Source organism: Granulicella arctica, assembly GCF_025685605.1.
GTDB lineage: Bacteria > Acidobacteriota > Terriglobia > Terriglobales > Acidobacteriaceae > Edaphobacter > Edaphobacter arcticus.
The window spans coordinates 105,276-126,119 of sequence record NZ_JAGTUT010000001.1; the positions used below are offsets into that span (position 1 = coordinate 105,276).

At 53.3% G+C, this 20,844-nt stretch carries 11 protein-coding genes and 1 riboswitch; of the genes, 7 read left to right on the plus strand and 4 right to left on the minus strand.

From position 1 onward, the window contains the following. Positions 1–496 precede the first annotated feature (496 nt). Together OHL20_RS00475 and OHL20_RS00480 are read right to left on the minus strand one after the other, a co-directional pair. Positions 497–4,009 (minus strand): carboxypeptidase regulatory-like domain-containing protein, encoded by a 3,513-nt coding sequence (locus OHL20_RS00475; RefSeq protein ID WP_263381255.1) that lies wholly within the window; start codon positions 4,007–4,009, stop codon positions 497–499. 83 nt (positions 4,010–4,092) lie between these two features. After that, positions 4,093–4,287, minus strand: a riboswitch (cobalamin riboswitch). A 956-nt stretch (positions 4,288–5,243) separates the two neighbouring features. Beyond that, entirely contained in the window at positions 5,244–8,645 is a 3,402-nt protein-coding gene (locus OHL20_RS00480) for a TonB-dependent receptor (protein WP_263381256.1), read from the minus strand. Positions 8,646–9,102: 457 nt separating this feature from the next. On the opposite strand from OHL20_RS00480, the gene OHL20_RS00485 reads away from it, so the two are divergent. Both OHL20_RS00485 and OHL20_RS00490 read left to right on the plus strand, forming a co-directional pair. Then, the gene (locus OHL20_RS00485; protein ID WP_263381257.1) at positions 9,103–12,618 is read left to right on the plus strand and encodes a glycosyl hydrolase; all 3,516 of its coding nucleotides are present in this window, start codon (positions 9,103–9,105) and stop codon (positions 12,616–12,618) included. A gap of 62 nt (positions 12,619–12,680) precedes the next feature. Then, positions 12,681–13,667 carry an amidohydrolase family protein gene (locus OHL20_RS00490; protein WP_263381258.1) on the plus strand — a complete coding sequence of 329 codons (987 nt, stop codon included), beginning with the start codon at positions 12,681–12,683 and terminating at the stop codon, positions 13,665–13,667. 32 nt (positions 13,668–13,699) lie between these two features. On the opposite strand, the gene OHL20_RS00495 is transcribed toward OHL20_RS00490, so the two are convergent. Together OHL20_RS00495 and OHL20_RS00500 are read right to left on the minus strand one after the other, a co-directional pair. Further along, complete coding sequence (locus OHL20_RS00495) at positions 13,700–14,332, minus strand: class D sortase (protein WP_263381259.1); 633 nt, start codon at positions 14,330–14,332, stop codon at positions 13,700–13,702. A 2-nt stretch (positions 14,333–14,334) separates the two neighbouring features. Further along, positions 14,335–15,051, minus strand: coding sequence for a hypothetical protein (locus OHL20_RS00500; protein WP_263381260.1), 717 nt, complete (start codon positions 15,049–15,051; stop codon positions 14,335–14,337). Positions 15,052–15,479: 428 nt separating this feature from the next. Between OHL20_RS00500 and OHL20_RS00505 the strand changes: the two genes are divergently transcribed. The 5 genes from OHL20_RS00505 to OHL20_RS00520 all read left to right on the plus strand — a co-directional run bounded on the left by OHL20_RS00505 (position 15,480) and on the right by OHL20_RS00520 (position 20,819). Further along, a complete protein-coding gene (locus tag OHL20_RS00505; RefSeq protein ID WP_263381261.1) occupies positions 15,480–16,940 on the plus strand; it encodes an exopolysaccharide biosynthesis polyprenyl glycosylphosphotransferase in 1,461 nt (486 codons plus the stop codon). A gap of 53 nt (positions 16,941–16,993) precedes the next feature. Further along, on the plus strand, positions 16,994–18,082 hold the full coding sequence (locus OHL20_RS00510; RefSeq protein ID WP_263381262.1) for an NAD-dependent epimerase/dehydratase family protein: 1,089 nt from the start codon (positions 16,994–16,996) through the stop codon (positions 18,080–18,082). After that, positions 18,079–18,879, plus strand: coding sequence for a WecB/TagA/CpsF family glycosyltransferase (locus OHL20_RS00515; RefSeq protein WP_263381263.1), 801 nt, complete (start codon positions 18,079–18,081; stop codon positions 18,877–18,879). Before OHL20_RS00510 ends, OHL20_RS00515 begins: the two co-directional genes overlap by 4 nt. A 194-nt stretch (positions 18,880–19,073) precedes the next feature. Then, positions 19,074–19,283, plus strand: a complete 210-nt coding sequence (locus OHL20_RS25095; protein WP_396272518.1) for a helix-turn-helix domain-containing protein — start codon at positions 19,074–19,076, stop codon at positions 19,281–19,283. Positions 19,284–19,358: 75 nt separating this feature from the next. Further along, on the plus strand, positions 19,359–20,819 hold the full coding sequence (locus OHL20_RS00520) for a UDP-glucose dehydrogenase family protein (RefSeq protein WP_263381264.1): 1,461 nt from the start codon (positions 19,359–19,361) through the stop codon (positions 20,817–20,819). The last annotated feature ends 25 nt before the right edge of the window (positions 20,820–20,844 follow it).

Sequence of the window (20,844 nt, forward strand, 5' to 3'; positions counted from 1 at the left end):
GCAAGTTATTCGTTCGTTTGCATCTTATTGCAAACCCATACAGAACGTTGATATTCGACTCTTAATCGACTGGTCGTAGGTTCGATCCCTACCGCGTCCACCAATCAACTCACAATCTAAAGTCAACAAATATAACAAGATGCTGGCGTACGGTTGCTGCTCCGCTTCACCGTTTTTCCACCGTACCCGTCGCTGGCAACGTTGCCCATATTTGCAACGTCGGACACGTTACAGGGAGTGTAGACGATGCATGGAAGACATCCTAAATGCGATGCGAGTGTGGTAAGCGTCGACCTGCAAGAAATCTAAGTTCTTCTGGGCGTGAACCGCGCAAGCAGCGATCTGCGTAATCCGTCTTGCTCGTCCCGAATAGCATGCGCAGACAGGCACGCGAGTGTCGTTGAGCGGCACTGTAGCTTCATCTCCTCAACTTATTCTTGAGAAGCACTGCTGTATATCTCTCTAGAGTATTCATGATCTACGAATTCGATCCGAATTAAAACACGAGCTTGGCTGCGAGCTGAACGAGACGGGGGGAAGCTGCACTCACAATCCTTCCAAAGGCCGGATCTTCCACTTGTCCGTCAACCGCAGCTGGGCCGAAGAACTGCGAGTGATTGAAGACATTGAAGCCTTCAAACCGAAGGTCGATCGATTTCGAGTCGTGCATACGAATGCTCTTCTGGAGACTGGCGTCAAAGTTATTGATTCCAGGACCATAGAACATCCGTCGTTTGGAATTCCCCTGCACGCCGAGGATCTCCTCAGGTAAGCTGGCCGTGCTGAACGCTGGTCTTCCATTGCGACCATTCTTGTTAATCTGAAGATTGCCCGGGATGTACTGCGGCGTGTCGATGAGGAAGTTGTTCGCACCATTGCCCAGCGTTCCAAGCAACGAGTTGTCCGAATTGTCCGAGAGGGTGACAGGGAGGCCGCTGGCAAATCGTGCAGTCCCGGAGAGGGTCCAGTCGCTGGTCAAGCAATTGCTGCGATGAAACAGCGTTTCAAATGGAAGAGCTACACCGTAGGTGGCTACAAAGTCTTGCTTGATATCGTAAGCCGAGATCGCCCGGGAGTGACGCGCATCGACAGGATCGAGTTGCTCGCCCAGATTCGAACCCTGGTCGATCGATTTTCCATAGGTATAGCTGAGCAGGAGAGAGGAACCCGCATGTTGATACCTCAGCGTCGTCTGCAGGGCGTTGTAGTTCGAGTTGGCAATCGACTTGTCGGCAGTATTCTCTCCATAAGCTGACCCCTGTCCGACCCGAGTTCCCTGCACGATCTGTCCGGCCGCATTCGTGTAGGTCCCATCTTCGCCAAAAGGGACGCATCCCGGTAGAGACAGGCAGAGGGCGGGGTTCCCAACATTGGCAGAAACAAGCGTCAGCAGATGATGTCCTTGGTTGCCGACGTAGCTCGCCGTGAGCACGATGTTGCGCGTGATCTCCCGCTGCAGCGACAGCATGTAGTTGTTGATGTACGGAACGCGATTCCGGTAGTAGAAGAAGGGATCGGCAGCAATCGGGGTAAAGTTCGACCAGTCGACGTTGTTATCCGGATTTGAAGTCGACACGGTATGCGACGGAAACGGGAATGGGAAGCGCTGCCCGTTGTCGAAGCCTGTGGCGGCCGTGATGAAAGGCGTCTGCAGTAACGGTGGCGCAGGGCTTAGATAGTTGAACCCAAAGGGCGGTACGGCATACATAATTCCTGCAGACAATCCGGGAAAGGATGTGTAAAAGAGTCCATAGCTGGCCCGAATGCTGCTCTTGCCGGAATCTCCAAAGAGAAGACGAGCAAAGGCGTTCTCTGCATGGGGAGCGTACGCGAGACCGACTCGAGGGGCAGGGTTCTTGAAGCTGGTCGGCGCAATCGTCTGAGGCACACCCGGATCTCCTGCCACGACAAAGCCCAGGGGTGCTCCAGGGAAAAGTATGGACTTCTGCCCAGCGATGTACGTCTGGAGTTGATGGTTCTTCTCAGACCACGGCTCGATAATGTCCCAGCGCAGACCGGCGTTCAGGGTGACATCCCTGCTGATTCGCCAGCTGTCCTGCCCATATACGCCGAGGTAGTGATTGCGAAGGTAGAACGGCTGGCCGGAGGACTGGGTATAGTTGCTTGGCGTGCCAAGGAGCAGATCAGCATAGGCAGATCCGGTCTCAGTACCGTTGATGTTGAAGGTTCCATTGAAGGTGGCGTTCGGATGCTCGTTGACCTGGTCTTCGTGGAATTGGATACCGACCTTCAGGGTGTGCGCCCCAAGAACGCGAGAGAATCCATCGCTCAGATAAAAGGTGTTGTTGACCTGCGTCTCATTCGTGATGGGAACACCCATCACAAACGTTGGGAACGTGACGTTCTCGACTCCCTCAAATTGTGGAGCCTGTACGAAAATTCCTGATGTTCCTGCACCTGTCGTGAATCCCTGCGAAGCAAGCGAGACGCCGACACCGCCTTTCGGCTGGCCGATAATGTTCGCGTAACGAAGATAGCCCGCGTTGAACTCGTTCACCGCATTCGCTCCCACAACCTTGGTATCGGAGAAGGAGAACAGTTGTGCACGACCGATGGTAAGGGCGTCAAAGCCAGGAATGGACGCGCCGCCCTGCGCCCCAGGGTAGGGGTTATCCAGGGTGTAGTCGTCCACGAAGTAGTACCCCGAGACTCGCCCTAAGTGTGTGTCTGCGTCCAGGCGAATCGATCCCTTATCGTCCCGGTTCGTCTGCGCAGAGGCAACGCTTGAGAATTGAGCGTCATTGACGTTGGGCTTTGGAATGTACTGAAGCAGCGAGGTCCCGGGTGCGGACCATGCCGCGGTAGGAATAACTCCGTTCGAGAAGACACTGCTGTAGGCCTCTCCGGAGGTGATTGCATAGCCGAGCTTCTGCGAGAGAAGCGATGCTAAGTAGGGGCCACTGACCGTCTTGGTTAGCTCGCCAGCAAAGTTGCCCGAGCGTTCTGCGAGAGTCGGGACAGAGATATTGCCCGTAGAAATACCCTGATTCTTGCGTGTTCCCTGGTAATCGATGAAGAAGAAGAGATTGAGGCGCTCGAGCGGCCCTCCGATGGGTCCTCCTAACGCCATACCGAACTGATTCTGCTTGAACTCAGGCCGGGTGAGATCGAAGTATCCTCGCGCATCGAGCGAGGTATTTCGGAAGAACTCGAACGCTTTTCCGTGAAGCCGGTTGCTGCCTGATTTGGTCACAACGGTCACCATGCCGCCGTTGTAGTTGCCGTACTCCGGGTCGAAGTTGTTCGTGAGCACGCGAAACTGTTCAATCGAATCGAGATCAGGAACAACCGATGTTCCGCCGTTCATGTGTTCCTGAACGTCAACACCGTTCACCATGAAACCATTCGAGGACTCGCGCTGACCATTGATCGAGATATTCCCCGGATTCTCGTCGCCGGAAGGCGAGATCCCACCAGTGACGCCTGCCATGATGACGGCATTCGGAAGCAACGTTGACACAGGAGAGACACCGGGTTGAATCGACAGCAGATCGGTATAGCTCCGACCGTTCAGAGGCAGAGCCACCATTTGGTCGCCGGAGACAACTTCTCCGAGATGGGTGGACGAGGTCTCGACCCGAACGCCTGTCTCCGTCGTCACGGTGACCGTATCGGATCGATCGCCGATCGCAAGCGTGGTATCGACTCGCACCGCAGCGTCAGTGTCCACGTCCAGATTGGTTCGGCGCTGTGAGGTGAAGCCGTTAGCGGCGACCGCCAGATCGTAGTGGGCGACTGGGAGGTTTGGAAAAGAATAGAGTCCCTGAGCATTTGAGACGGCTTTGTAGATGATCATTTGAGCGGTGTTCACCAAGGTGAGGGTCGCTCCAGCAACGACTGCACCACTTGGATCGAGAACGGTGCCTGAAATACTTCCACCGGTCGCGGCAGACAGACTTGCTGTGAATGCAATGCAAACGAAGAGAGCGATGGTGACAGGAATTTGCCGAAGGATAAAACGTGACAGAGCTGAATTCGAAAAAAGCACGTACACCTCAAACCGCAGAGAGCGACAAGGCAGAAAAGCTCAGGGCAGATGAGCGATCGGCCCCGTTTCCTCGCGGGGTAGAATCAAAAAGCTCATCGTGGGTAGGTCTCCTGATTGACGGGTGAAGCTGATATTCCAGCTTCTAACCTCTCGCCTTCCCCGGCTAAAACCGAGTGGCACATGAGAGGTCTTTTCCTGATCACAGTGGCGGGACCATGCCGGACTTGCACCGGCTTCCCTGTTATGCCCTCGCGGGCACCCAAGATGTTGTATGACTTCAAAGTAGCACAAGGCGGATTGAGCGTATGTCATTTCTTCAGAACTCAATATCCACTTGGTCGCTCCACAAGAGAATCAAGAGCGGCTTCCAGGAAGGTCGAGATGGTTGCTGACGTATATCCCATAAAAAGACGATCGCCAAATCACCTGGCCAATATGTAGCGTCTCTTGGACATCGAGGCCGTCGTTGACAGAACAAATGCGACTACCACGAGTAGCTAGCTTGACCGCGTAAGCGCGTTCTAAAATAAGCGTGCCTGGCAATCTCATCCATCAAAAATTGAAAATAAGACCATCAACAAGTGTCAAGGACAACTCTGATTTATGGCCTGCAAGATTCCATGTTTCTTTGAGCTTTCCCCGCTTGACAACCTCCGCATGGAAGCGCGAAGCCATATCGCAAGCATTCGCCAATACCGCTTTTACCGTCGCCGTCTGCTCCCTACAATCGGCTCCCTGCTGGATCGACTTCCTCCGCGACGAATCATCCTGCCTTCCACTCTCGATTTCGCTTGTGACATGGCCTCCTCTCCTCACTCGGTGGTCACATCGCGCAGTTTATGGAACCTATCTACTTATATTTACAGGCGTTGTCGGTAACGGCACAGCTTGCCTATTCCCGGGCGGTGCTTACATGGTTTGAACATCGCCGTGGCCGCGCACTTGCCATCATTCTCGCAATAGTCGAAGAGTATCCGACTGTCGTGAACGCTTCAACCGCATAGCTCTGAGGAGATTCCGGCATAGATACAACCTTTACCTCTAGTCCGGAGGTCACACAGCCCTGTGCAGACTCGGCCACAGCCTACCCCTCGAACCCTTGCGCAAAGCGAGTCCTAGCTCCGAGACCTCATTGCAGCTAAGTCTTCTCGTGTAACATCTACTATTTCTTTCAGAAAAGCCATGGGACTGTAGCAACGAAAAAACAAACTCGCAGCTTTCGTCCTCGTCTCATCTAAAAAGTAATGCGTGCAGAGAATTCAAGCTCTCTCGGATCGAGCGAAGAAGTGATCTGGCCGTAGGTGCCAGAACCTACACTTGTATCTACATTGCCAAAGTTCGGATGATTGAGGAAGTTGAAAGCCTCTGCGCGGAACTGAACATTGAGCCTCTCTCGAATCGGAAAGGTCTTATACCCGGCCACGTTGAACGAGATCTCGCGTGGTCCTTTTATAGTACCCGGTCGAGCGTTGCCATAAAAACCATTTGCTGGAGCAACGAACGACCTTGTATCGAACCACTCCGCCTTTGTTTTAAGCAGCGTGATCGGACCGACTTGATTCGGACGTATGGCTAAGCCTTGCACACCGGTAGCCAGTCCTGGAGTCAGGGCGAACCCACTCTCGAGGACACCCAGACCTGCGAGACTCCAGCCTCCCAGTATCTGCCGTTCGAGCAGGTTGCCAGTGCGGCGGAACGCCTGAATGTCGTACACCCCAGACATGGTAAGCGCGTGCGTACGATTGAAGTCAGACAAGCCGTATTCGGGAGCCAGATTAGTCCAGTCTTGGACTCCTGTGCCTCCGCCGCCAGCGATGCTACCGCCGCCGGTGTTGCTTGCATGACCAAATTGCGAGAGTGATTTGCTATAAGCATAGGCGACGGTTAAGTTCACAGAGTTCTTGCGATAAACGAAACCCGCTTGCAGCGCGTTGTAGTTGCCGGAGCCGATGCCAGCTTCGGTATAAATGTTGGAATATCCTTTGTACGGACGAGTGTAGTTCGCACTGGTGAGATTTTGATTGATGCACGGATCAAAGTCATACTGCGTCGAAGCCTGCTGACCGGCAGTGCAATTCACGGTCGCGGTTTGCTGTGAAGGAGCAGTTACTCGAGACGGTTGATTCTGGTCGTAGCCGAACGTATCCTGGTGCCGAAAAAGTGTTCCCGCATACGCTACACTGAGCACCGCACTGGGGAACAACTGCCGCTCTAACGTAGCGCTAAAAGACTGCAACTGAGTTGCGGTAAACTTCGGACCAACAGCATCGAGAGATTGTGGAGTCGCTCCACTGGCAGTACCGGAAGTAGGATTCTCCAGTGTTCCTGAGTTGATATTAGAGCTCTGCGTGTAAGGCGGGTTCTGTCCGAAGGCGTTGTAGATAGCTTCGACTGCAAGGCGAGAGTAGCCAACTCCGTAGCCTGCACGAATTGAAGTTTTACCGTCACCAGTCAGGTCAAAGGCAAAGCCAACACGGGGAGCGAAGTTCTTTCGGCCTGCATTGAAGAAGCCGTCCGGAACCCCATTCTGTCCAGCAAAGACAATTCCGGTAGCAAGATTAGCCACTGCACCCGTAGTTGTAACAGGAACGCCACCAGCGTTGTTCTGAAAACCTCCACCAAGGGTTACCACCGGTGCTTGAGCAGCCGTGTATTGAGAGGCATAGAAAGAAGATACCTGATCGCCCGAATTGGTATTCGGCGAGAAATACACCCAGCGCAAACCAGCATTGATCGTCAGCCTGCGAGTCGCACGCCAATCATCCTGCGCATATGCTTCACCCTGACGATAGTGGAAGGAACCACTACGTTGGCCGCTATCTTGGTGATACGTCGAGTCGAGACCGAGGAGATAGTCTGCCACCGGATCTCCGGTGCGTACGCCGTTGAAGGAGAATGATCCACCGGGAACGGTGAACACATTCTGATTCTTAATTCCGGCAATGTAGAGCGCGCCGAACTGAAGTACATGCGAACCTTTTGTCCAGCTGACGTCATCCTGCAGAATGCCTTCACCATCCGAGGCGTGAATAGCGGGGGTGCCTGCCCCGAAGCCCGCGTAACCGCCACTGAAGTTAATGGATGGAGCCTTATTGGCAATGTTGGCCGTTGGAAACGCTTGATTAATCGTTACACCCGCAGGCAGTTGAAAGTTCGTCGTGTTAATGCGCGGCTTGTCATACGTCTCAGCAATTGTCGCTGTATTGATGAAATGCGGTGTTAGCGTGGAGCTAAGCCGGACCATCATGTTCATCCCCGTCGTGTAGTAAGTGGTCGGCGTTGCTGCAAAGATATTTCCGTTGAAGGAGTTATAAGGAATACCATTCTTTACCTGCTCGTACGACACACGGCCGGTCAGAATTTCATTATCGGTGACGTAATGATCAAGTCGATAGTTGTAGCTATCCTGACTCAGTGTCTGCGGCTCCTGGTTGATGTAGTTGAGTGAGCTGCTCGGATTGTTCGGACCATTGCTAAGAGCGTTTAGAAGGGCTATCGCATTAGGGTCGATGCAGGTCGGGTTGATGATGTTCTGGTTTGCGCCTGTGACGCAGTTAGTTGCACCGCGAGCCGCAAGCTGCTGCACACCCAGCGGATCAATCTTCAAAGAATTGGCGAGGGTTCCTGCTCTCTGTGCAGCGGTGAAGACGAGGCCCTGTGCCGTCGAGCCAGTTTCAATTCGCCGCCATTCGTTGGAGGCAAAGAAGAAGGTCTTGCGCTTGCCGTCAGTGTTGAAGAGATGGGGAATACGGACTGGTCCACCAAACGAGTACCCGAAGATATTCTGGCGAAGCTTTGATTTTACTGTAGCGAAGTACGGATTGGCATCGAGTGCATCGTTTCTGAAGTAGTCCCAAACGCTGCCGTGGAAAGTATCGGAGCCTGATTTCGTCTGCACAACAACCTGACCTGAACCGGCCAACCCATAGCGGGCGCTGTAGTTGTCCTTGAGGATACGGAATTCGTCTATCGAATCAACGATCGGCAATACATTGATGTTTGCTAGGTTTCCTGTATTCATGTTGTAGACACCATCTAACGTATAGACGGAGTACTCGATCGACGCACCGTTAACAATGAGTGTTGTGCCGCCAGTCAACCCGCCCGCGCTCTGTTGATTGTTGCCTGCTGTACTGCTGACCCCTGGAATAAGTTGGCCCATAGACTGAAAGTTTCGACCATTCAGCATTAGATTTTCGACTTGTTTGGCAGTGATCGTCCCACCGGAACCTGAGTCCTGTGTTTCAACAGCGAGCGCATCGGCTGTAACACTGATCGATTCGCCCGCATTACCAACCTTCAGCGTGACACTCGTCTCTCTAGTTTGGCCAGGATCGACCTGTACGTGTTGCACGGTAACCTGACTGAAGCCGTCACGGGCAATCTTAACGCTATAGAGTCCGGGCGTAAGAGCATCGACAGAGTAGAACCCGCCATCTGAGGTGCTAAGTGTCCTCACTGCTCCGGTGCTCTCACTCGTAATAACAATATTTGCGGCTCCAATCGCAGCCCCTGTCGAATCTAAAATTGTTCCGCGAATCGCGCCTAGGTTCCCTTGAGCAAGAATTCCTAAGACGGGTAAAGCCATGAACAGTGTTGCTAAAACCATATAGCTCAGGAACCGGAGATGCTTCATGGAGGGAGGCCTCGTTTCAATGAAAAACTTATTCAATAGAAGATGCACGCGGATAATAGGCTTGCCCGTCAGCAGGTGTCAAGCGAAACTTGGCCGTTGGAATTGGTCCATTCTGATTGATCAAACCGGCTTTCGAATCCATGCTCCCGTCACCCTCGGTAGCGAAAGTAGCCAGCAAGCATGTCGGATCGTGGAGTGAAGACTCATCGCGTGGGGATGGCATACCCAGGTGTCCAGGTGTGTGCGCCGCGGAGCACCTTCTCTAGAGATTTACAAAGCAACAATCGACTCTGTAATTTGCTGTTTCTGTTGGAGAACATCTTGCGTATTGACAGCACTGTCATCGCGGGGGTAAAAACCAGTGTCTACGGAATACAGAAATTGCCGGGTTCTGCTGATCGCATCTTGCAGCACCAGAGGCACCTTTCATATTCTTTTGCGAACTCAGAGGTCGTCGATGTCACGCACTAGTCTGAAATATGCTCGTCGTAATTCAGCTGCCCTTGCGCTCGCAGCCTGCCTCGTCTCGCCGGCTCTCGCACAGCAGCCTGCCGTCGCACCGAATGACGCTCTTGCGCAAGGCTTCCTTGCCCCGCCCGCTGCGGCTCGACCACGGGTCTGGTGGCATTGGATGAACGGCAATATCACCAAAGAAGGTATCGGGCAGGATCTCGACTGGATGCATCGCGTCGGTATCGCGGGTTTTCAAAACTTCGATGCCGCGTTGAACACGCCTAAGGTCGTCGACAATCGGCTGATCTACATGACACCCGGATGGAAAGACGCCTTTAAATTTGCTATCGACAAAGGCGATTCCTATGGCTTCGAGATGGCTGTTGCCGGTTCGCCCGGCTGGAGCGAAACTGGCGGCCCTTGGGTAAAACCCGATCAGGCCATGAAGAAGGTAACTTGGAGCGAGACCACGATTGAGGGCGGTAAACCCTTCCATGGCGTCCTGCCTCCACCGCCGAGCCAGACCGGTCCCTTTGGCAATCTGGCGCAGAACGATCTGATGGGTGCGATGGGTGGGGGCGACGCTCCACCCACGTCTAAGGACTTCGGAGCCGACATTGCCACGATCGCGATACGCGAACCTGCGATCGAACAGCCGATGTCGGTTCTAAACCCGAAACTCTCGACCTCCAGCAATACGTCGGTCGACGGTAGAAAGCTTTGGGATAACGACCTGAATAACAGTGTCAGCTTCCCTGCTGCCGCACCTGGCCAGACTGGATGGTTGCTCTATGAATTTCCGCAGCCAGTTGCGATCCAGGCGGTCACCTACGTTCCAGGCGGCCCCGGTGATCCAATGCAGCAGTTCCGCGGCGAGACCAGTGAAGGCCCGATGCTGCAAAGCAGTACAGACGGCGTGAACTTCACCGACATAGTCCGGATGCCACTTGCCGGTGCCGCCGAGCATACCCTCAGCTTTGCGCCAATCACCGCTCGTTTCTTCCGGCTCTCCTATGCTGAAAGACCGCCGCGATCGAACATGCAAGGTGATATCGACCTCAGCGAGTTTGGTGGAGGTGCATCGAAGGGCCCACCGATGCACAGCGTCGCCGAGTTCCAGTTACACACTGGTCCGCGCATTCATCGCTTCGAGGAGAAAGCAGCCTTCGCAGCCCTGCCCGATCTTTACGCTTTCGCTACTCCGCAGGCCGCGCCCAACACTGCCATCGCAAAGAGCGACATCGTCGATCTCACCGCAAAGATGGCTGCGGACGGCACCCTTGACTGGACACCTCCTGCCGGGCGCTGGACTGTGCTCCGCATGGGCTATTCAATAACGGGCATCACAAATCATCCTGCACCGCCTGAAGCTACGGGACCTGAAGTCGACAAGCTGAACCGTGCTGATGTGCAGGCCTATTTCGCTCACTATCTTGATAACTACAAAGATGCTACCGGCGGAAACATGGGCACCGAGGGCCACGGCAAGGGACTGCGTTTTGTGATCACCGACTCCTGGGAGGCAGGCACCCAGAACTGGACCAACGATATGCTCGCAGAGTTCCGCAAGCGTCGAGGCTATGACGCGACACCATGGCTCCCTGCCTTGGCCGGCCGTGTGATCGGCAGCTCAGCCGATAGTGACCATTTCCTGTGGGACTACCGCCGCACCATCGAGGAACTCCTTGCCGAGAATCACTACGCGGTCATCGCGGATTTGCTCCATGCCCGAGGAATGGGGCAGTATGGCGAATCCCACGAGTCCGGCAGGGCAACCATCGGCGATGGAATGGAGATGAAGCGAGCTGATGATGTGCCCATGTCCGCCATGTGGGTGCAGCGTCCAGGCGTCAACGAGAATAACTTTGGCTACAACGCCGACATTCGCGAATCTGCTTCCGTAGCACATATCTATGGCCGCCCTTTTGTTGCTGCTGAATCTATGACCGCGGCAGCAAATCCTTGGGGCTGGTCGCCGGCCACGCTCAAGCCCACTGCAGACAAAGAACTAGCCATGGGTCTCAATAGATTCGTGATTCATTCCTCCGTTCATCAGCCACTCACCGGACCCGGCGGGTCAAATACCGGCAGCCCTGCCCCGGGTCTCACCCTTGGACCTTTCGGTCAGTGGTTCAACCGCAACGAAAACTGGGCCGAACAAGCGACCCCATGGATCACTTATCTTTCGCGCGCCTCCTACATGCTTCAGCAGGGCAGCTTCGTCGCGGATATCGCCTACTACTATGGTGAAGACAGCAATGTCACTGCTATCTTTGGCGACCACGCACCCGACGTTCCTTCCGGCTATAACTACGATTACGTGAACGCCGACATACTCGAGCACAAGCTTCGTGTGGACAAAGAGTCACTCGTCACCGACAGCGGCATGCGGTACCGTGTCCTTGTTCTCGACAAGTATGCCGGACATATGTCGCTGCCCGTCCTCCACCGCATCCAGGAACTTGTGAAGCAAGGTGCCATTGTTATTGGTAAAGCACCGACCGACGATCCTTCCCTCGCCGACGACACGGCCGCCTTCTCTGCAGCCGTTCGTGAACTATGGGGATCGGGCAGCGAGTCGGACCGCAAAGTTGGTAAGGGTCGTGTTCTCTCCAGCGATACTGTGGATGCCGCGCTCAAGTCTCTCGATGTCGCCGCTGACACGACGTACACGAAGGCCGCTCCGAATAGCGAGATCCTTTTTGTGCATCGCCGCACTGCAGGCGCCGATATCTACTTTGTTGATAACCGTTCCGCTCAGGCGATTGATACCAACGCCAGCTTTCGAATCACAGGCAAGGCTCCCGAACTATTCCATCCCGATACCGGCGTCATCGCACCGGTTGGTTTTGTAGCCAGTAACGGGCGAACCTCATTGCCCTTGTCTCTCGAGCCGTGGGGCACCGTCTTCGTCGTCTTTCGGCATGGGACGAAGGAAAGCTTACGACCTGAGCCGAAGCGAACCGAGACCGAACTCGCCACGATGTCTGGACCCTGGCAGGTTCACTTTGATGAAAAGCGAGGCGAACCAGAGACACTTCAACTCACCAGTCTCGGCTCATGGAGCGACCAGACCGACCCGGGCATCCGCTACTTCACCGGACACGGCACCTATAGCAGGCACATCATGGCGCCTCCAGAGTGGTTCCAAGGCCACAGCGCGATTCATCTTGATCTTGGCGATGTAGCAAATCTGGCCGAGGTTTCGGTGAACGGCAAGGCACTTGGAACGGTGTGGAAACCGCCATATCGTATCGATGTTACTGCTGCTCTGCATTCAGGAGACAACCTGCTGGAGATCCGTGTCGCAAACCTTTGGGTCAATCGCCTCATAGGAGATGCCCAGCCGAATGCTACGAAGAAGTACACCTTCACCGCTCGCAATCCATATAAGGCTGATACACCATTGGTTCCTGCTGGCTTGCTCGGACCTGTACGCTTACTTCGTGAGGAGTCTACAGCTACCTCGCTGGATGCTGCTCAGCTCGGCAAAGTTCAAGGAGGCGCGAGAGGCCAGTAAGTAGTTCGCCTTGGTCTAACGGGAGTCGTCGGAGCCTGATCAACGCAGCCTAAGATGACCCAATGACTAACATGTCACGTCGTCGCTTCGTCCATCATGGTGCAGCGATGGCCAGTACTCAAGCTCTGCCGTCGCTCGTCACTCGGTTTGGCTTCAATGGCGATCTTTCGATTGTCGACGCACATATTCATCTATTTGACCCTACCCGGCCGGGTGGAGTGCCATGGCCTAGCCCCACGGATACCGTGCTCTACCGTCCTGCTCTACCCGCACGCTATAGTGCCTTGGCACGGCCAGAGGGTGTCATAGCCGCCGTTGCAGTAGAGTGCAGTCCCCTCCTCTCAGACAATGACTGGCTTCTACGTACGGCAGCAGACAACGAGATCGTCGTTGGTGTAATTGGTGACCTTGATCCTGCAGATAAGGGCTTCCCTGCCCAATTGGATCGGCTGGCAGACAATCCTCTTTTTCGAGGCATCCGCTACGGCAATCTCTGGAATCGCGACTTAGGTGCTCAGATCACCAATCCTATGTTCCTAGCCAATCTACGTAAGCTCGCTCACCACAGCCTTGTTCTGGAGAGCGCAAATCCGACACCTCAGCTTGTCTCAGACCTGCTGCGCATTACCCGGACGATCCCTGAACTTCGCATCGTCATCGACCACCTCCCCCAGGCGCTTCCTCCAGAAGATCGCGCTATACGTTCGCAGTATCTCTCTACACTCAAACAGCTAAGCGAGTCTCCGCGAGTATTTATCAAGGGATCAGAGATCCTTAGGAAGGTCGGTGATTCGGTCCCACTCGTACTCTCCGGCTATAAGGGTTGGCTCGATACTCTATGGGAGCTCTTCGGTGAAGACCGTCTCTTTTTCGGGAGCGACTGGCCAAATAGTGATCAACTTACTCCGCTCAACGATGTGTTTGCGGTCGCCAGAAGCTACCTGGCCACCCACAGCGTCATTGCCGCACGTAAATTCTTTCTGAACAACTCCGTGTCGATCTATGGCTGGAAGCCGCGCAACGATAAACAGAAGATAACGGCAACCTGAGAATGTGAGGAAGGTATCCAGACCATCTACATCTAGTCGTGATGCGACATCGACGGCTCAATGGACCGAATGTGCGCACGGACAATAAAGCGTTGCGGGGCGGAGCCAATGTAGTCAAAAGGAAAGCACGTAATGAGAGTCAACTCAGGAACATCGTGGATTGCCAGAACCTCTACCTCATCAGGCACGACGACCTGTGTTGAATCAACCTGGTAGTCGTAGCGACCATTCCGCGTAAACACAGACATAATCATCCCATTCCTGATGTTCCGAAGCGGCCGAAAAAACGTATCGCGATGCCCTGCGAGAGCCATGTTCCCGAGGCCTCCGGGCATAGCCGTGCCATGAATATGCCCGACACCCTTTCGCAAAGACGCAGGATCGAAATCATCAAGTACAGGTACAGTAAGGCCGATTGAAGCTATCTCCAATCGGCCCATCACCGTACTTGTCGCAGGCGTGTCGCTGTTCTCGACGGGAATTGTATCGATTCTCCGAACCGGGTCGCCTGAAATCTGGGAGTTCTCCTCCCGCGATGACCCGATCTGTGCAGCAGACCTTTGTGACACATCGGCCTGCAGCCTCACGGAAAGCCAGCACAGCCCGCATAGAAGCGCCGAGCCCCACAGTATCGCTTCCAACACGCTGTTGAAGTGCTTCTTCAAGATCAGCTCACCGCGCTGCGCACGCGAACGAAGGTCATAAGCATCGCTGCCCCGAATGCACAGAATCCGAAAACACACAGAAGTGGATAGTCGCTCGCAGTCTTAGGTAGTCGAGCCAGGACTGCAGGCTTTACCTCCGCCAACCTGCCGCTATCAGATGGAGCCTGGTACTTAGCCGCTTTGATTGCCGCCTGCGAATCGTTAGAGCCGACGGGCGTCGGGGTCAACATCCAAAGCGTTACAATTCGGCGATCTTCTGCACTTAGTCCCTCAGCCGAAGTCATACCTTCCGATGCCGGATCGATAGCCAGAACTGTGGATCCGCTCGCCTTCGCCAAGGCGACCGCATCGTTCTTCGGATATACAAATTCGATGACACTATTTTTCGCAAATGCGAATCCACGAAGTGCTGGCTTCCCCTCACTACCGGCCACTACAACCGGCCCGGCTGGCGATGAGTTCGATATGTTCTTTGCAGGCACACCAAGAAACTTCTGGCTGACGCCACCCTCCTTGCTCTGAACTTCAATAACGACCCGGTCGGCCAGATGGTCGCTGATGCGGATGGAGTAGCCTCCCGCCTGTAGTATCCCGGTCGGAGTCGTTGTTTCATCTTGTAGCTGGAAGCTCGCCGCAGATGTCCCTAACTTATCCAAACCATTGGAAGCGAATGCGACTTGTGTGACTAGTAGCGCTGCTGCAAAAATTGTGCCTTTCATAGAGAACCTCGTTGTGAGAGTCAAAACAACCTACTGTCACTATCTCCGATTAGCCACCTGCAGAGCGTCGGCCATCGCCGATATTTCCCAAACGAGCAACATCCCTGATCGACCGACCTACTGTTAAGTAATCTGTAGCTAGCTAATCAACGCGCATGCTAGTAATCACACCGTTGTTACTTTGTAGGGGATAACCCGAATGAGGCTTGTTGCCGACACGGTCTTGAACTCCATACGGCATAGTTGATTCAGTAAAGAAGAAAGAGCCTTCCGCTGGCAACCTGCACAAGCTAGCTGTAGCTCAACAGCAGCATCGGTCTCAATAGTTCCCTTTGGAGCAATGGCGATCTAGCCACTGCATGTATCACTTCACCTTTCCTGCTGATATCTACTAGTCCCAGCAACACCGGGATTGACGAGGTACCTAGTTGCTCTCAACAACACTCAACAATCCCCTGCCACACGTAAGGGAATCCGGAAGCCGGCAGGCATACGGAGACACCCTTAAAGCGTTGCCATATATGCACGCTCTTGAGATAGCGATTGATCTTGTTACGGCTTGTCTATCTTTCGCCACCATCTACTATATATTTCATCGCATATCTCACCCCAGTTTTATGGCTCAGCCGATGCGCCACGTAGTTGCTGTTGGACTACTGGTGTCTTGCGTCGCCGTTCTCTTGTTGGATCGCGCCGGAGCTTACAAGGCTAGCGGCGGACTGCTCCAAGTTCGAGAGACCGCATCGATCTTAGAAGCAGCCACCCTCAGCGCCTTCGTCCTTCTCCCGTGCCTGTTTCTCTTCGGAAATCACAGCTGGGCAGCGCTCTGCGGCGCTGAGATTCCAACTCTCGCGATCTGTCTCATTGTGCAAAGACACCTAATGCATTCAGCCCTGGGTTCTTTTCGTAAAAAAGTCTATGGCATGAGTCGCGTCCTGATATATGGCGCAGGATGGAATGGCAGAATGCTCTACTCTGCACTCTCCCGTTCCCCCAAATTGGGCCTGCTTCCCGTTGCAATCATCGACGATGGCAGTGGCAACGAAGGTCTGCATATTCACGAAAGCTCATATCGTCGCAGACGCTTTCTTGTAAGTACGGGTGCGGCTTTCCGCGAATCCCTGATTCGTAATCACAGGGCAGACCTTGTGATCGTAGCTTCAAGACCCAACTCTGAAGAAGAAATACAGTTCATTCTCCAGGAGAGTGAGAGTGCCGGTGCGGCCGTGGCCTTCGCAGCCGATCCGAAAGCAATGGAGTTTGGAGAGGTCGACTACGTTGATCTGGATGGACAACTGCTTTACAACGTTCACAGGCCAAGACGAAAACACCTTCACGAAGCTGCATCGAGAATCTTTGACCTCATTGTGAGTTGCATTGCAATCACGGCCTTCACACCCCTCTTTGCACTGATCTCCGTACTTATTAAGATCGACTCTCCTGGTCCAATATTTTTCCGGCAGGTACGCATCGGGAAGCATGGGCATCCCTTCCGTATATTCAAGTTCCGCACAATGCATGCTGCCCAATGTGGTGATGGCGTCAGTCCCAGGAACACCCTTGATCCCCGTATTACAAGGGTCGGCAGATGGCTTCGCAAATCTAGCATTGATGAACTGCCACAACTTCTTAATATTCTTCATGGGTCCATGGGCTTCGTCGGCCCGCGGCCAGAAATGCCGTTCATAGTCGACCAGTACACTGTCGAACAAAGTCAGCGGCTTACAGTCAAGCCTGGCCTTACAGGCATATGGCAGATCAGCGCTGATCGCTGCCGGCCTATTCATGACAATCTCCACTACGACCTTTATTACATCAAGCACAGATCCGTATTCATGGATATTGCGATTATCTTCCACACACTACTGTTTGCAATGCACGGAACCTAACACGCTTCCTAAAGCACTCAGTACCACACTTAGCCCAGCATAGAGGAGACGAGATGAGTATAGGAATAGTAACTGGTTCTGCAGGCCTTATAGGATCCGAAGCTTGCAAGCATTTTGCGGCTAAGGGTATGGACATCATCGGGATTGATAATGATATGAGATCCGTCTTCTTTGGGGAGGAGGCATCCACATCGCGGATGAGCGATGCGTTGAAAGCAACACTACAAAACTATCGCCACTGTCCAACCGACATTCGTGATCGAGAGTCAATCTTCAGGATTTTCCGAGAGCATGGCGAGGAGATTAAACTAGTCATCCATACAGCTGCTCAGCCTTCTCATGATTGGGCCGCCCGCGACCCATTTACGGACTTCGGAGTCAACGCACTTGGAACACTTACGATGCTTGAGGCCACTCGTCAGTACTGCCCAAACGCTGTCTTCATCTTCACGTCCACAAACAAGGTCTATGGAGATTCTCCCAACCGTCTTCCGCTGGTAGAGCACGAAACCCGTTGGGAGATAGACCCAAAGCATCCTTATGCAATAGGCATTGACGAACAAATGTCGATTGACAACACGATGCACTCTGTTTTCGGGGCCTCCAAAGTGGCAGCCGACATCATGGTTCAGGAGTATGGACGCTATTTCGACATGAAAACCGCATGTTTTCGCGGGGGTTGTCTCACGGGACCAGCGCACTCTGGTACCCAGCTTCATGGATTTTTAGCCTATCTAATGAAGTGCTGTGTTACCCGGACTTCTTACAATATCTTTGGATACAAGGGCAAACAGGTTCGGGATAATATCCACAGCTACGATCTCATCCAAGCCTTCGATGCCTTCTTCAGCGCGCCGCGCTCAGGTGAAATCTACAATATCGGCGGCGGACGCTTCAGCAACTGCTCAATGCTCGAGGCTATTGAGATCTGCGAGCAAATCTCAGGAACCACGATGAGTACAAGCTACAAAGAGGGTAATCGCATGGGCGACCACATGTGGTGGGTCGGAGATCTGTCCAAATTTCAGTCACACTACCCGAACTGGAGGCTCACCTATAACATCGCCGACATTCTAAGGGAAAGCTACGAATATAACTCTGCGCGCTGGCTTCAGGAAATTCGGGAAGGGGTAGCAGCTTGATCAACAAGGGCAGGAATAATGTTGTTGGCATCATGATTAGCGCCGTAGATTATGACGCGGCGACGACCTCTATTATAGAAGCCGCGAAGCAAGGCCGGCCTTTCGCAGTGTCAGCGTTGGCCGTACATGGGGTCATGACCGGAGTTCAAGATGCTGCCCATAAATATCGACTGAACTCTTTTGATCTTGTTGTACCTGATGGCCAGCCAGTGCGCTGGGCTCTAAACCTCCTTTACAGGACTAAACTTGCGGACAGGGTCTACGGACCCTCACTCACCTTACGCCTACTGCGAGCTGCAGCAGACGAAAGTGTGCCAGTCTATTTCTACGGAACAAATCCGGAGATCCTTCACGGCCTCTTAGATAAAGTAAAATCACTCTTCCCGCGCCTGGTGGTAGCTGGATATGAGCCATCGCGCTTTCGACCACTGGACAATAACGAACGTTTAGAACTTTCGATGCGTATCAGAGAATCAGGAGCGAAGCTGCTGTTTGTGGGGTTAGGTTGTCCTCGACAGGAGATCTTCGCCTACGAGATGCGTGAACTCATCTCCATGCCGCTTATCGCTGTTGGTGCGGCATTTGCATTTATTGCGGATCAACTTCCCCAGTCCCCTCCCTTGCTGCAAAAATACGGATTAGAGTGGCTGTATCGACTCAAGCAGGAACCAAAACGGTTATGGCGAAGATACCTCTACCTGAATCCTCACTATCTGCTGCTACTTTTGCTTCAACTTCTCGGTAAGAGTTTTCCTACAGATGGAGTAAGGCCGTCCGCCGTGATAGGGCCTGGGTAGCGTCTCTGAGTAGCGCGTGCGGCGCATACAGGATTAGTTGAAGGCAAGATCGTCTGGCAGCAGTATTGGACAGCACCCACTTTGTTTATGATCTAAAAATCGGAGAAGTTTAGGAAATGGCGGATGAATTATTCAAAGCGTCACGATCCCCGAAACTAGCATATAAGGGTTCAGAAGCGAGATACCAAACTCCAATGGATGTGAGTGGTCGGTTTGGTGTTCGACTCAGGCAGCTACGATTAGAACGAAGCCTTACTCAGTTGCGTATGGCAATCGAATTTGGAATAGATCGCAGCTATATCAGCGATGTGGAGAGAGGTCGCAAAGCAATCTCATTACCCATGTTAGAAGTATTGGCACTCGGGCTTAAGGTTTCGCTCTCAGATTTACTAAAGGAAATATAAGCGTTGCACGTAAATCCCTTTACGAGTAAGCAATCCCCTGCAATCTTTTAGATCTACTAGCCTTGGAGATCATTTATGAAAATATCGGTTGTTGGTGCTGGGTACGTTGGCTTGGTCTCCGCGGCTTGCTTCGCGGAGATCGGACATGATGTTATCTGTGTGGATAATGATTCTGACAAGATTCGAAGGCTAAGCGCAGGTGAGATACCGATTCACGAGGAGCACCTTCCTTTGCTGCTTGAACGTCACCTGGGCCAACGTCTAAATTTCTCCAGTGATCTTGGCGAAGCCGTTCGGTTCTGCGAGGCAATTTTTATCTGTGTTGGAACGCCACCTTCTCCTAATGGAGAAGCAGACCTTTCCTATGTTGAAGGGGTAGCACGAGAGATTGCACATCTACTGAACGGCCCCAAAGTGATTGTCGAGAAAAGCACGGTGCCTGTCGGCACGTGTGAGGCCGTTTCGCGCACACTCCTACTAAGTGGGGTCAGTCCGATGGATTTCAGTGTCGCGTCTAATCCAGAGTTTCTTCGTGAAGGAACTGCCGTCAGTGATTTCCTTTTTCCTGATCGCATCCTGCTCGGCGTTCCGGATCAGCGGAGCCATTCAATCATGACGCAGATTTATGCTCCCATCTTGAACGGAAGCTATTACCTATCTCCGGATGCGATCAAAGGTTCGACGTGTACATCTACAAAGCTGATTATCTCGAGCGTCAAGAGTGCAGAGTTAATTAAGCACGCCTCGAATGCCTTTCTTGCCCTGAAGATTTCCTTCATCAATGCCGTTTCGATCGTATGTGAGCGGGTCGGAGCGGACGTACGGCAGGTTTCGGAAGGCCTCGGGGCGGACTCCCGAATTGGTCCTCGGTTCCTCAATCCAGGCATAGGTTACGGAGGATCCTGCTTCCCGAAAGATGTCTTGGCATTTCGCTCAGTGGCACGAAGCGTTGGTTACGACTTTAACCTGCTAACGGAAGTCATTGCTATCAACGAAACACAGAAATCACTGTTCATAGCTAAAATTCGAAACGCACTATGGACGTTACGCGGCAAGAAACTTGCAGTCCTCGGCATGGCATTCAAGGGAGGCACGGACGATGTCCGAGACTCCCCGGCTTTGGATATCATCCTGAGCCTTAGAGCTCAAGGAGCGGAGGTCCGCGCTTTCGATCCTGCCGCAATGAAACGCGCAGCAGCATTGCTCCCTGAAGGGACCGCCACCTTCACCCCGGATGCTTATTCGGCCTGCACAGGGGCAGACGCCCTGATTGTTCTTACTGAGTGGCCAGAGTTCGCAAATCTAGATTTCGCTCGCGTTCGTAAACTTCTAAGATTTCCAATCGTTCTGGACGGGCGCAATCTTCTGAATGCGCAGGCAGTGCGCGACGCCGGCCTCACATACTTCGGCATCGGAGGTGACATCGAGCAGCCATTGTCACCGCTGAACCAGTTCGAAGACATCTTTGACCCTGTCCATGTGCTCTATGAGCAGGCACCCCCACAAGTCGTCAATACAGAAACACAACTTGCATAGACAGGATACTTAAGCTTCATAAGTA

What these genes read in the sequence shown, in the direction of transcription:
- OHL20_RS00480 (WP_263381256.1), bottom strand. Translation starts at nt 8,645, where the DNA reads ATGAAGCATCTCCGGTTCCTGAGCTATATGGTTTTAGCAACACTGTTC.
- OHL20_RS00510 (WP_263381262.1), top strand. Translation starts at nt 16,994, where the DNA reads ATGAGTATAGGAATAGTAACTGGTTCTGCAGGCCTTATAGGATCCGAA.
- OHL20_RS25095 (WP_396272518.1), top strand. Translation starts at nt 19,074, where the DNA reads ATGGATGTGAGTGGTCGGTTTGGTGTTCGACTCAGGCAGCTACGATTA.
- OHL20_RS00490 (WP_263381258.1), top strand. Translation starts at nt 12,681, where the DNA reads ATGACTAACATGTCACGTCGTCGCTTCGTCCATCATGGTGCAGCGATG.
- OHL20_RS00520 (WP_263381264.1), top strand. Translation starts at nt 19,359, where the DNA reads ATGAAAATATCGGTTGTTGGTGCTGGGTACGTTGGCTTGGTCTCCGCG.
- OHL20_RS00485 (WP_263381257.1), top strand. Translation starts at nt 9,103, where the DNA reads ATGTCACGCACTAGTCTGAAATATGCTCGTCGTAATTCAGCTGCCCTT.
- OHL20_RS00500 (WP_263381260.1), bottom strand. Translation starts at nt 15,051, where the DNA reads ATGAAAGGCACAATTTTTGCAGCAGCGCTACTAGTCACACAAGTCGCA.